At 71.9% G+C, this 12,559-nt stretch carries 11 protein-coding genes, 1 pseudogene and 1 riboswitch; of the genes and pseudogenes, 7 read left to right on the top strand and 5 right to left on the bottom strand.

From position 1 onward, the window contains the following. Positions 1–86 precede the first annotated feature (86 nt). The 3 genes from OOK34_RS10220 to OOK34_RS10210 form a co-directional block, all read right to left on the bottom strand. Entirely contained in the window at positions 87–1,031 is a 945-nt protein-coding gene (locus tag OOK34_RS10220; RefSeq protein WP_267033551.1) for a 1-phosphofructokinase family hexose kinase, read from the bottom strand. Between the two features lie 103 nt (positions 1,032–1,134). Further along, positions 1,135–2,286 carry an N-acetylglucosamine-6-phosphate deacetylase gene (gene nagA / locus OOK34_RS10215; RefSeq protein ID WP_267033550.1) on the bottom strand — a complete coding sequence of 384 codons (1,152 nt, stop codon included), beginning with the start codon at positions 2,284–2,286 and terminating at the stop codon, positions 1,135–1,137. Beyond that, positions 2,286–3,218 carry an ROK family protein gene (locus OOK34_RS10210; protein ID WP_267036688.1) on the bottom strand — a complete coding sequence of 311 codons (933 nt, stop codon included), beginning with the start codon at positions 3,216–3,218 and terminating at the stop codon, positions 2,286–2,288. Before OOK34_RS10210 ends, nagA begins: the two co-directional genes overlap by 1 nt. A gap of 211 nt (positions 3,219–3,429) precedes the next feature. Here OOK34_RS10210 and OOK34_RS10205 point away from each other — a divergent pair, with 211 nt between their 5' ends. The 7 genes and pseudogenes from OOK34_RS10205 to OOK34_RS10175 all read left to right on the top strand — a co-directional run bounded on the left by OOK34_RS10205 (position 3,430) and on the right by OOK34_RS10175 (position 9,349). After that, on the top strand, positions 3,430–4,734 hold the full coding sequence (locus tag OOK34_RS10205) for an ABC transporter substrate-binding protein (protein ID WP_267033549.1): 1,305 nt from the start codon (positions 3,430–3,432) through the stop codon (positions 4,732–4,734). Positions 4,735–4,802: 68 nt separating this feature from the next. Continuing rightward, positions 4,803–5,054 carry a DUF3263 domain-containing protein gene (locus OOK34_RS10200; RefSeq protein ID WP_267033548.1) on the top strand — a complete coding sequence of 84 codons (252 nt, stop codon included), beginning with the start codon at positions 4,803–4,805 and terminating at the stop codon, positions 5,052–5,054. A gap of 54 nt (positions 5,055–5,108) precedes the next feature. Then, on the top strand, positions 5,109–5,966 hold the full coding sequence (gene otsB / locus OOK34_RS10195; protein WP_267033547.1) for a trehalose-phosphatase: 858 nt from the start codon (positions 5,109–5,111) through the stop codon (positions 5,964–5,966). 538 nt (positions 5,967–6,504) lie between these two features. Beyond that, positions 6,505–7,554 carry an NAD-dependent epimerase/dehydratase family protein gene (locus tag OOK34_RS10190; RefSeq protein ID WP_267033546.1) on the top strand — a complete coding sequence of 350 codons (1,050 nt, stop codon included), beginning with the start codon at positions 6,505–6,507 and terminating at the stop codon, positions 7,552–7,554. Between the two features lie 76 nt (positions 7,555–7,630). Beyond that, entirely contained in the window at positions 7,631–8,815 is a 1,185-nt protein-coding gene (locus OOK34_RS10185; RefSeq protein ID WP_267033545.1) for a helix-turn-helix transcriptional regulator, read from the top strand. Between the two features lie 105 nt (positions 8,816–8,920). After that, positions 8,921–9,079 carry a hypothetical protein gene (locus tag OOK34_RS10180; protein ID WP_267033544.1) on the top strand — a complete coding sequence of 53 codons (159 nt, stop codon included), beginning with the start codon at positions 8,921–8,923 and terminating at the stop codon, positions 9,077–9,079. Further along, positions 9,072–9,349, top strand: a pseudogene (locus OOK34_RS10175) (hypothetical protein). The gene OOK34_RS10180 and the pseudogene OOK34_RS10175 overlap by 8 nt, the downstream one beginning before the upstream one ends. A gap of 335 nt (positions 9,350–9,684) precedes the next feature. Here the strand turns inward: OOK34_RS10175 and OOK34_RS10170 are convergent. Together OOK34_RS10170 and OOK34_RS10165 are read right to left on the bottom strand one after the other, a co-directional pair. Further along, the gene (locus OOK34_RS10170) at positions 9,685–11,148 is read right to left on the bottom strand and encodes a trehalose-6-phosphate synthase (RefSeq protein ID WP_267033543.1); all 1,464 of its coding nucleotides are present in this window, start codon (positions 11,146–11,148) and stop codon (positions 9,685–9,687) included. Between the two features lie 91 nt (positions 11,149–11,239). Beyond that, the gene (locus OOK34_RS10165) at positions 11,240–12,190 is read right to left on the bottom strand and encodes a glucosyl-3-phosphoglycerate synthase (protein WP_267033542.1); all 951 of its coding nucleotides are present in this window, start codon (positions 12,188–12,190) and stop codon (positions 11,240–11,242) included. 206 nt (positions 12,191–12,396) lie between these two features. Continuing rightward, a riboswitch (SAM riboswitch) is annotated at positions 12,397–12,553 on the top strand. Positions 12,554–12,559 lie beyond the last annotated feature (6 nt).

Below are 12,559 nucleotides of genomic sequence, written 5' to 3'. Positions count from 1 at the left end.
GGGGAGGTGTCCACGCGTGGGCACCTCCCCCTCGGCCGTTCCGCTCCCGCCCGCCCGCCCGGTGCCGTGGCCCGGAGCCGGTGCGGTCAGGTTGCCTGGTGGAGCCCCGGTGCGGCCACCTGGGTGACGGTGACCTCCCGTCCGACCTCCTCGTAGGTGCGGGGGTCGAAGTCTCCCGCCGTCGGGGCGTGGACGGTGGCCGCGGAGAGGGCCACCGCGCGGGTGAGGCGCTCGGGCCAGTCCAGGCCCCGTGTGAGGGCGGAGAGCAGGCCCGCCACGGCGGAGTCGCCCGCTCCGGTGGGGTTGCCGCGCAGCGGGCGGGGCGGGGCCGCCTGCCAGGTGCCCTCGGGGGTGGCGGCGAGCAGTCCCTCGGGGCCGAGCGAGGTGACCACCGCGTGGGCGCCCCTGCGGCGGGCGTCGCGGGTGGCGGGGAGCGGGTCGCGGGAGCCGGTCAGCTCCGCCAGCTCGGCGGCGTTCGGCTTGATGATCTCGGGCCGGGCGGCGACCCCGCGCCGCAGGGCCTCGCCGCTGGTGTCGAGCAGCACCGGGGCGCCGGCCGCGCGGGCCGCCCGTACGAGCACCGCGTACGCGCCGACCGGCACGCCCGGGGGCAGGCTGCCGCACAGGGCCACCGCGCGTGCTCCGGCGAGCAGTTCGGTGTACCGGTCGAGGAAGGCGGCCCATTCGGCGGCGGAGATCTGCGGGCCGGGTTCGTTGAACTGGGTGGTGTCGCCGGTGCTGTCGTCGACGACGGCCAAGGTGCGCCGGGTGGTGCCCGCGCAGGGGACGAGGGCGTCCACCACTCCCGGGGTGGCGGCGAGGAGTTCGCGTACGGTCTGCCCGGCCGGGCCGCCCGCGAAGCCCGTCGCCGTGACCTCGTCGCCGAGCGCGGCGAGCACCCGGGCCACGTTCAGGCCCTTGCCGCCGGCGCGTTCGGTGACACCGGTGACCCGGTGGGAGGTGTGCGGCAGCATGCGCGGCACCCGGTGGGTGACGTCGAGCGCGGTGTTGAGCGTCACGGTGAGGATCATGGCCAGTCCCGGTCTTGGTGTGTGCCGGGATCATGCCAAATCGAGGGCGGCCAGCCCAGCCCTGCGGGCAGGCCACCTCTCGCGCGGCGGCCGAAGGGCCGGTTCAGACCAGCGGGCTGACGATCCATTCGCCCCGCCGCATGACGCCCTTGACGTCGAAGGCGGCGTCCAGGACCACCAGGTCGGCGTACTTGCCGGGCTCCAGCGAGCCGACCTCGTCGTAGAGGCCGAGGAGCTTGGCCGGGTTGGCCGAGATCGCCTGGACCACGGATTCGACGGGCAGCCGGTCCACCGTCACCGACCGCTTGAAGGCGGTGTCCAGGGTCAGCGTGGAGCCGGCGATGGAGCCGCCCTCCACGAGCCGGGCGACGCCGTCCTTGACCTCCACCTCCAGCGGGCCGAGGTGGTAGGTCCCGTCGCCGAAGCCGGCCGCGTCCATGGCGTCGGTGATCAGTGCGACGCGGTGCGCGCCCGCGTGGTGGAAGGCCAGCTCCAGCATCGCCGGGTGCAGGTGGGTGCCGTCGTTGATCAGCTCGACGGTGACCCGCTCGTCCTCCAGCAGCGCCGCGATCGGGCCCGGGGCGCGGTGCTCCAGGCCGGGCATCGCGTTGTAGAGGTGGGTGGCGACGGTCGCGCCGGCGTCGATGGCCTGGCGGGTCTGGTCGTACGTGGAGTCCGTGTGGCCGATCGCGGCGATGACCCCGTGTTCGGCCAGCAGCCGTACGGAGTCCAGCCCGCCCGGCAGTTCGGTGGCGAGGGTGACCATGCGGGCGGCGCCGTGCGCGGCGTCGATCAGCTTGCGGACCTCGGCCGGGTCGGGGTCGCGGAGCAGGTCCTCCTTGTGCGCGCCCTTGCGGCAGGCGTTGATGAAGGGGCCCTCGAAGTGGATGCCGGCGATCTCGCCCTGCTGGGTGAGCTCGGCGAGCAGGCCGGCGCGCCGGGCCAGCTCGTCCAGGTCGCCGGTGACGGTGGAGGCGACGAGGGTGGTGGTGCCGTGCTCGCGGTGGGTGCGTACGCCCTTCAGGACCTCCTCGGCGGTGCCGGAGGTGAAGGAGGCGCCGCCGCCGCCGTGGTTGTGCATGTCCACGAAGCCGGGGACGATCCAGTGCCCGGACAGGTCGAGGACGCGCGCGTCCTCGGGGGCGCTGCCCGCGACGCGTCCGCCTTCGACGATGACGCGGCCGCCCGCCACGGTCCCGGTGGGCAGCACCACCCTGGCGCCGGAGAGAACGGTGCTGTGTGCGCTTCCGGACATCAGGCAGGTACCTCCGTGGCGAGTAGGTCCCAGGCGAGCAGCCCTGCGCCCAGGCATCCGGCGGTGTCCCCGAGGGCAGCCGGAACGATCTCGGGCAGCCGCTGGAACGTCACGCGTTCCTCGACGGCCGTCCTCAGTGGTGTGAACAAGGTTTCCCCCGCCTCGGCGAGCCCGCCACCGATGATCAGCGTGCTCGGGTCCAGCAGGGTGATCGCGGTGACCAGTCCGTCGGCGAGGGCGCCGATGGCGGCCAGCCACACCTCGCGGGCCGCCGCGTCGCCGGACTCGACGGCTTTGGCGCAGTCCGCGGCGTCCGCCTCGGGGTCGCCGGAGGCGGCCGCCCAGGCGCGGCTGACGGCGGAGGCGGAGGCCAGGGTCTCCAGGCAGCCGTACTGGCCGCAGCCGCAGGCGGGGCCGCCCGGGCGGACGACGATGTGCCCGATCTCGCCCGCGTAGCCGTGGGCGCCGGCCTCGATGCGGCCGGCGATGCCGATGGCCCCGGCGATGCCGGTGCCGAGGGGGACGAAGAGGAAGCGCTCGGCGCCCAGGCCCGCGCCGATGCGGCCTTCGGCGAGCCCGCCCGTGCGGACGTCGTGGCCGAGGGCGACCGGGATCCCGCCGAGGCGGGCGCCGAGCAGGTCGCGCATCGGTACGTCGCGCCAGCCCAGGTTCGCCGCGTAGACGGCGAGGCCCCGCTCGGCGTCGACGATGCCCGGGACGGCGACCCCGGCGGCCGAGGCGGCCGTGCCGAAGCGCTCGCGGCCCAGGTCGAGGAGCTCGGCGGCGAAGGCCAGGATCGTCTCGACGACGGCGTCGGGGCCCCGCTCGCGGCCGGTGGCGCGGCGTGCCTCGTGCAGCAGGGAACCTTCCGCGCCGATGAGGGCGGCCTTGATCCCGGTGCCGCCCACATCGAGGGCGATGACGTGTTTCACGGGTTTCACAGCAGACAGTCTCGCGTGCTCGGCGGGGAAAGGTCTAGTCCATTGAGGGGGATTGTTGAGCGGCCATACAAATTCAGGACCTTCATCCGGACACGGTCCGGCCACAGTCCGCGCGCGGCCCCGTTCCGGATGTGAAGGAGCGGCCAAAGTGGTGTAGACCTTACGTCGGATCGTACGTACAACCAGGGGTGGATCGAGAACTGTGAAGGGCCGTTACCTGAGGCCGGCCGCGACCGGCGCCGCACTGTGCCTGACCGTCGCGACACTGGCGGGCTGTGGAGCCGTGTCCGGCCTCACCGGGGACAACGAGGTGACCCTGCGGGTCGTGGCGGCCGACTACGGGGACAATCCGCAGAACTCCTCCGCCAGGTACTGGGAGAACCTCGCCACCGCCTTCGAGAAGGACAACCCCGGCGTCCACGTCGAGGTCAGCGTCTACTCCTGGTCGGAGGTCGACGCCAAGGTCGCCGCGATGGTCAAGGCGGGCAAGGCCCCCGACATCGCGCAGATCGGCGCCTACGCCGACTACGCCGAGGCCGGCAAGCTCTACACCGTCGACGAGCTGCTCTCCGTGAACACCGAGGCGGACTTCCTCGGCCAGCTCGCCGACGCGGGCAAGGTCAAGCGCGTCCAGTACGGCATGCCCTTCGTGGCCAGCACCCGGCTGCTCTTCTACAACCAGAAGCTGCTCGGCGACGCCGGGGTTATCCCCAAGGACAGCGCCGCCGGCTGGCAGCCGAAGAGCTGGGCGGACATCGAGGCCGCCGCCAAGAAGCTCAAGGCGGCGAACGTCCCGACCCCCTTCGCCCTGCCCCTGGGCCGCGAGGAGGCCCAGGCCGAGACGATGATGTGGATGCTCTCGGGCGGTGGCGGCTACACCGACAACGAAGAGGCGTACTCGATCGACTCCCCGGAGAACGTCAAGTCCCTGGAGTTCCTGCGCGACAAGATGGTCGGCCAGCAGCTGACCGGCCCCGTCGAACCGGGCAAGCTGGACCGCCAGGCCGCCTTCGACGGCTTCACGCGCGGCGAGGTCGGCATGCTCAACGGCCACCCGACGCTGCTGAAGCAGGCCGCCGGCAAGGGCCTGAAGTTCGGCATGGTCGCCATGCCGACCGTCGACGGCACCGACCACTCCACCATGGGCGTCGCGGACTGGGTGATGGCCTTCAAGAACGGCCACAAGAAGGAGTCCGGGAAGTTCCTGGACCACCTGTACTCCGCGAAGAACGTGACCGCCTTCACCAACCAGTACGACCTGCTGCCGGTCACCACCAGCGGCTACCGGGCCATGGCGAACAGCACCGGCGGCTCGGCCACGCAGCTCAAGACCTTCCTGACGGCCCTGCCGACCGCCCGCCTCTACCCGGTCGGCAAGAAGTCCTGGGCCGGGGTCAGCGAGGACCTGAAGCAGAACATCGGCAAGACCGTCCAGCCGGGCGGGCAGCCGGCGAAGGTCCTGGAGGAGATCGCGACGACGGCGCGCAAGGCGGACGGCGAGCGCTGACGTCGCTACCGGTGCCGGTCGGGGGCGGTGTCGGTGTTGGTGTCGGTGGGCGCAGTTAATCTGGCCGTATGACGGACGACGGGCAGGTGACGCGGGTGACTCTGACAGCCACCGAGGCGGCGGTGCTCGCGTACGAGGGACGGACCTGGCCCGGCCCCGGAGCCAAGGAGCGGGCGATACGCGAAGGGCTGGGGCTGACCCCGGTCCGCTACTACCAGCTGCTCAACGCCTTGATGGACGATCCACGCGCGCTCGAGCACGCCCCGGGCACGGTCAACCGCCTCCGACGCATCCGCGAGGCCCAGCGGGCCCGGCGCTAGAGCGTCTACGGCGGGGGCTGGGCGGGCCCGGACGGCGCCGGTAGGGTCATCGGTATGGGGAGCCAGCCGCACGACCTGCCGCCTATGCCCGTGCCCGCCACCGCAGCCGGACGCGAGGGACTCGAAGCCCTCCTCCGCGCACCCCGCAGAGCCGTCATCGCCCTCGACTTCGACGGAACCCTCGCCGAGATCGTCCCCGACCCCGACCAGGCCCGCGCCCACCCGGCCGCCGTGCCGGCGCTCGCCGAGCTGGCCCCCCAGGTCGACGCGGTCGCCGTGGTCACCGGCCGGCCGGCCGGGGTCGCCGTCCGCTACGGCGGCTTCGCCGGGGTGCCGGGGCTGGAGCACCTGGTGGTCCTGGGCCACTACGGGGCCGAGCGCTGGGACGCCGTCACCGGCATCGTGCACGCCCCCGCCGAGCACCCGGGCGTCGCCGCCGTACGGGCGGAGCTGCCGGGGTTCCTCGACGCGATCGGGGCGTGGCGCGGGACCTGGATCGAGGAGAAGGGCCAGGCGCTGGCCGTCCACACCCGCCGCGCCGAAGACCCGACGGCGGCCTTCGACGCCCTGCGCGAACCCCTCGCCGAGCTGGCCGCCCGGCACGGGCTGATGGTCGAGCCGGGCCGGGCGGTGCTCGAGCTGCGCCCGCCGGGGATGGACAAGGGCGTCGCCCTGACGGAGTTCCTCACGGAACGGGACGCCGAGGCCGTGCTGTACGCGGGGGACGACCTCGGGGACCTCGCGGCGTACTCGGCGGTCGAGAAGCGCCGCGCCGAGGGCCTCCCGGGGCTCCTGGTGTGCAGCGGCTCCGCCGAGGTCCCGGAACTCGCCGCCCGAGCCGACCTAGTCCTCCCGGGCCCGGGCGCGGTGACGGCGTTCCTGTCGCAGCTGGCGGGTGCGCTGCGCGCCTGAGGGCGGGCGGGTCGCGGGGTGGGCCGGGACTCCGGGGATCCGGGTCCCGGCTGGGCGGTGTCAGGGCTGGTTTGGGGGTTTCCCGTCAGTCCCATCGTCCTTCCGTGTCGGGCCGGTCCGTCAAGGGCGCTCCTTCGTCGCGTCGCTTCGCGATGGCCTTCGGCCACCCTTGACAGCCCGCCCCGCCCCGGAAAGACAAGGACTGCCGAGAACCCCCCAAAGGAACGGTCACGGGGCAGGAGCAGGAGGAGCGGCCCCGTCAGCGATGAGGCGAGGGGCCGGGCCTTGCCACGCCGGGCATCCGGGCCCGTTCAAGGAGGGCCCAGGGCCGGGGGCCCGGGGCGCGTCAGATCGCTACGCGCTCCTCATTTCTCAGCGCCTACCGGCCGTCTGGGGCTGATCCCTGCACCAAATGTTGATGAGAGCGGCGGGAGGAGCACCTGGGCGCCTCAGATCGCTACGCGTTCCTCTCTTTTCGGCGTCCGCAGCCCGTTTGGGGTGGTCGTAAGCCGCCCGGATCCGTGGCAGGGGCGCGGGCATGCGAATCTTGGTGCTGGATGGTGGCTGGTTCCTTGGCAGAGCAGTGATCGAGGGCGCGCTCGCTCGCGGTTGGGACGTGACCGCGTTCAACCGGGGTCGCTCCGGCGCTGTGCCGGAAGGCATTGAGACGGTACGAGGTGACCGGACCAGCGACGCGGATCTGAAGCGTCTGGCGCAGTCGGGTTCGTGGGACGCCGTCGTGGACACCTCGTCGGGGGAGATGGCTCCCCACACCGTGTTGGCGGCCGCCGAGGCCCTGCGTCCGGTGGTTGGCCGCTGGGTGCACGTTTCCACCGTGTCCGTCTATCAGGGGTGGCCGCATCAGCCTCTGACGGAGCACTCGGCTCTGCTGGACGCACCGGCCGACGCCGATGAGTCGTTCGGATACACCGGTGCCGACGGGTCTCCCACGAAGTACGGGTTCCAGAAGGCCGGGGCGGAGAAGGCCGTCCGTCAGACCTTCGGGGGCGACGCGGTGGTTCTCCGCCCCGGGGTGATTCTGGGGCCCGGCGAGTACGTGGGCCGGCTGCCGTGGTGGCTACGGCGGGCCGAGCGCGGCGGGGTGATCCTCGCCGCTGCCCCGTCCTCACGCTCGATCCAGCCCGTGGACGTGCGCGACGTGGCCGCGTTCGCTCTGGATCAAGCCGCTCGAACCGGCGGCGGGGCTTTCAACATCGCCCATCCGACCCCGCTCTCCACCGGGGAGTTCCTCGCCCATTGCCTTGCTGTCACCGGCGGCGTCGGACAAGTCGTCTGGGCTGATCCGGCCGTGCTGGAGGATCACGGCGTTCGCCAGTGGACCGAGATGCCGTTGTGGCGCACCGCCGCCGGTGTGTGGTCCGTGGACTCGTCGCGTGCCGTGGCGGCCGGACTGTCCTGCCGGCCCTTGACCACGACCATCAGCGACACCTGGGAATGGCTGGAGGCCGAAGGCCGTCCGGTGGAGCATCCCAGGGCCGCCGAGCACGGCATCACGCCGGGCAAGGAGGCTGCGATTCTGGCCGCCCTCGGCCACGGCATACCCCGCCCTGCCGTAAGGCGTCCGTAGTCCTCGATCTGCTCGCCGAGATCCACCGTCGGCCGGGCCGGTACCGTTCTGGTGTCGAGTCAGAACGGGAGCCACTATGCACTCTCTACCTCACGACCACACCGGTGCGCGTATCCGCCGCCTGCGCCGGGAACGCCACCTCACCCAGGCCGCGTTGTCCGACCTCTCCGCAGTCCCCTACGGGACCCTCACCAAGGTCGAACAGGGCGTCACTCCGGCCTCGCCCCACGTCATCGCCGCCGTGGCCAGAGCCCTCCGGGTCCAGGTCCAGACCGTCACCGGCCAGCCCTACATGACCGAGCTGCGCGCGGACGAACTCGACGTCCTGATAAGGCCCATCCGTGAGGCCTTGGACCTGTACGACCTGGGCGCAGATCCCGACATCACCCCGCGTGCGCACCGGCTCCTCGCCGACGACGCGGAGGAACTCCTCGTCGCGGTCCGCGCGGGCGAGATCAAGCAGGTTGCCTCCCGCATCCCGGGGCTCATCCAGGAGGCCACCACCGCTGCCCACGCAACCCCGCGTGGGGAAGGGTGGTTGCTCCTGGCCTCCACCTATCGCACCGCCTACGACGTGGCCTCGAAGCTGGGCTACTACGACTTGGCCGCCATCGCCCTGGCGCGCATGGACTGGGCGGCGCAGCGCGGCTCGGACGCGGTCATCGCCGGTATGTACCGGTACATGCGCGCCCTCACCTACCTGCGCGAGGGCGAGTACAAGACGGGCCAGCGCCTCATCGATCTGGGCCTCCGGACTCTGGAGCAGGCCGACCCCGGCCGGGAGCGCGACGTCGTCACCGGGCAGCTCCACCTGGGCGCTGCGGTGATGGCCGGCCGGTCGAAGGACGGGGGCCGGGCGGAGGGGCACCTCGCCGAGGCGGGCCGGATCGCCGAGGGCACCGGCGAGGCCGTGTCGACGCACTGGCTGGCGTTCGGTCCGACCAACGTGCAGGTGCACCGGGTGTCGGTGTTGGCCGAGCTGGACCAGTACGGGCAGGCCGCGCAGGCCGGCCGAGGGGTGAGCATTCCGGCGGACTGGCCGAAGTCGCGGCGCAGCCACCACCACGCGGAGCTGGCGCGGGCGCAGATGTGGACCGGAGACCTCGACGCGTCGTTCCAGAACCTGCTGAAGGCACGGAAGGCAGCCCCTCAGCAGGCCCGCTACCACCAGACGGTGCGGGAGACGTACGCAGGACTGGAAGCCGCACGCCGCCAGCTGCCGGATTCGTTCCTGTCGTACGGCTCCTGGCTGAGCATCTGACTGTGAGTCAACCCAAGGCCCCGACTATCCACAACTCCGGATAGTTGGGGCTTTGCAATGCCCCGACGCTGGTCACACCACCCGCTGGTAGGGAGTGACCGCATCATGCACAGCTACGCCCACGACGAGCCCAGCATCGACAGCTCGGACAAACCCTTGCCGAGGGTGAGGGCCATAGACGAGCCCAGTGCCGAGCTGCTCGACCGGGCACTGGTCGGCTGGCAGCGCTTCCTAAGCACTTTTGAGGGAGGGCTCGATGACTGAACGGTACGAGTACGTCCCGCATCGACTACTGCGCCGCCGCGTCCGCGACATCGCCTCCGGCACCGAGGGCGAGCTGATGGCCGTGATCAACGAGAACGTCTCGGACTCGGTCGCCCACGAGCATTGGATGGAGCTGGCATACATCCGGGGAGCCTCCGGTCGAGAGTTCACCACTGCGGTCGCCAACGTCGAGCCCGCCTATGTGCTCCCCACGCCGCTCTGATCACCATTTGGTGCAGGTATCAGCCCCAGACGGCCGCCGGACGCTGAGAAATGAGAAGCGCGTAGCGATCTGACGCGCCCCCGGGCCCCCGGCCCTGGGCCCTCCCTGGACGGGCCCGGATGCCCGGCGTGGCAAGGGGAAGCCTCTCGCCTCATCCCTGACGAGGCCGCTCCTCCCCTCCTGCCCCGTGACCGTTCTTTTGGGGGCTTCCCGGCAGTCTTTCGGCTTTCCGGGGCGGGACGGGCTGTCAAGGGTGGCCGAAGGCCATCGCGAAGCGACGCGACGAAGGAGCGCCCTTGACGGACCGGCCCGACACGGAAGGACGATGGGACTGACGGGAAACCCCCAAACCAGCTCTGACACCGCCCAGCCGACCCCCCCCTCACGCGCGCAGTGCCTCCAGCTGGGCCTGGAACCAGGCCTTCGGGGGGAGGGCGGTGGCGGCTGCGGCCAGGCGTTTGGTGCGTTCCGCGCGTTCGGCCGCCGGCATGGTCAGGGCTTCGTGCAGGGCCTCGGCCGTCGCCGTGACGTCGTACGGGCTCACCGTCAGCGCGTCCCCGCGCAGCTCGTCGTACGCCCCCGCCCCGGTGGACAGCACCAGCGCGCAGCCCGCCTCCGACACCACCGGGATCTCCTTCGCGACGAGGTTCATCCCGTCCCGCACCGGGTTGACCAGCGCCACGTCCGCCAGCCGGTACGCCGCCAGCGAGCGGGCGAAGTCGTCCTCGACCGAGACGAGGACCGGCTGCCAGTCCGCCGTACCGAATTCCGCGTTGATCTCCGCGGCCAGCTCGCGCACCGACTCCGTGTACGCCCGGTACACCGCCAGGTCCTGCCGCGAGGGGTAGGCCGAGGCCAGGTGGACCACCCGGCCGCGCCACTCGGGGTGGGTGGTCAGCAGTTCCCGGTAGGCCAGGAGCCCGCGCAGGATGTTCTTCGACAGCTCGGTGCGGTCCACCCGCACGATGGTCTGGCAGTCGCCGACCTCCGCCCGCAGCGCGGCCAGCTTGTCGTCCACCTCCGGCCGGTGCGCGAGCGCCCGCAGCTCGTCCGCGTCGACCCCGAGGGGGTACTGCCGGACCTCGGTGAACCGCTTCTTCTCGTACCCGCCCCCGTCGGCGCGCAGCTTGCGGTGCCACACCCCGCGCTCCGGGACCCCGCTGGGCAGGTACGAGTCGGCGATGCCCCGCTCGTCGTCGGTGTTCGAGCCGGTGATGAAGTTCACCGACCACCGCCAGGCGTGGAAGCCCAGCTGGTCCGCGCCGAGCATCCCCCACACCAGCTGCCGCCGGATGTCGTCCGGGAGCATGTCGAGGAAGTCCCACGATGCCCACGGGGTGTGCGTGAAGTGCGCGATCCGCAGGTCCGGCCGCAGCTCGCGCAGGGCCCCCGGTACCAGTGCCAGGTGGTAGTCCTGCACCAGGACCGACGCGCCCTCGGCGGCCTCCTCGGCCAGGGCCTCGGCGAAGGCCCGGTTGTAGGCGGTGTACGAGTCCCAGCGCCGGCGGAACTCCGCGTCGAAGACGGGCTCGCGCGGGACGTCGTACAGGTGGTGGTGGGTGAACCAGAGCACCGAGTTGGCGATGCCGTTGTACGCGTCGTCGTACACCGCGGGATCGATGTCCAGCATCCGGACGCCGGGCTCGGAAACGCCCCGGCGGACCGCCTCCCGGTCGGCCTCGGACAGCGCCGCGCAGATCCACAGGGCCTCCGGCTGTGTCGCGAGCGCCGCGGAGAGGCCGGAGACGAGGCCGCCCCCGCCGCGCCGGGCGCTGAGGGTGCCTTCGGCGTCGAGGGCGTACGAGAGCGGGCCGCGGTTGGCGGCGACGAGTACCTGAGAAGCCATGCGGGAAGCCATGCGGCGAACCTAGCCCGGGCGGTCCTCGCTCAAACGTCCGGTAAATGTCCGGTTCGTCACGTCTCGGTCAAGCCGTGCGTCACGCCACCCGCCGGCCCGCGTACTCCTTGATCTCCGCCATCGGCGGCCGCTCCTCCGTGTCCACCGCATACGTCCGCGGAACGAACCCGTCCGGCCCCCGCTCGAACTGCGTCAGCTCCGGCCGTACGAGGTGCCCGCGCGAGAGCCGCAGCTGCGCGGTGCGGTAGATCGCCGCGGCCATCCGGCCCAGCGCCTGACCGTCCTGGTGCCGGTGCAGCCGGACCCCCACGTCCACCTGGGCCAGCGCGTCCAGCCCGACCGTGTGCAGCGCGTCCACGAGCAGGCCCAGCTCCACTCCGTATCCGACCGGGAAGGGCAAACGTTCCAGCAGGGAGCGGCGTACGGCGTACTCGCCCCCCAGCGGCTGGACGAAACCGGCCAGCTGCGGCCAGTGGAGGTTCAGCAGCGGGCGCGCCACCAGCTCCGTGACCCGCCCGCCCTGGCCGGGCGCGTCCCCGAGCGGGCGGTCGTACATCGCCTTGACGAACTGCACCTGCGGCTCGGTCAGCAGCGGGCCGACGATCCCGGAGACGAAGGAGGACGAGAAGTCCCGCAGGTCGGCGTCCACGAAGCAGACGACGTCCCCGGTGGTGGCCAGCAGCGAGCGCCACAGCACCTCGCCCTTGCCGGGCAGCGCGGGGATCCGCGGCAGGATCGCGTCCCGGTGCACCACCCGGGCGCCGGCCTTCGCCGCGACCTCGGCCGTGCGGTCGGTGGAGCCCGAGTCGACCACCACCAGCTCGTCCACCAGGGGGACCGCCAGGCCCTCGATCAGATCCCTCCGGATCACCTCCACGATCTGCCCGACCGTGGCCTCCTCGTCGAGCGCGGGCAGTACCACGCTGACCGTCGTACCGGCCGCCCGTTTCCGTTCGAGCAGCTGGTCGAGCGGTCGGTCGGCGGCGGACCAGGAGCGGTCTGCCAGCCAGCGCTCCACCTCATCCAGCACTCTCAGCACTCCCTGGCTTCTCAGCGACACTCAGCGGCACTCGGCGCTTTTCGGCCGAATTGTGATCCATCTCGCGGTTCGGACGGCTGTCTCAACCGCCCGTCCCTTCAGTTACAGTCTTGAACAACGCGAAGGACCACCGCATGCCGGGGGTCCCGCGTACAAACGCACCGGCGCGCCATAGAGCGCGTGTGCCGGTGCCATACCGCTCATCCAGAGGGGCAGAGGGACACGGCCCGTTGAAGCCCCGGCAACCCTCCAGTCGGTTCTCGCACTCGCCATCGGCGACGTCAGCGGGGTCCCCCGGCTAGGGAAGGTGCCAATTCCGTCTCATGGCGAAGTGCGCCATGGGGAAGATGAGGAGAAAGG

The organism is Streptomyces sp. NBC_00091 (assembly GCF_026343185.1).
Classification (GTDB): Bacteria; Actinomycetota; Actinomycetes; order Streptomycetales; family Streptomycetaceae; genus Streptomyces.
Note: the sequence above shows the minus strand (reverse complement) of the source record. Positions and strands in the feature narration are given on the sequence as shown.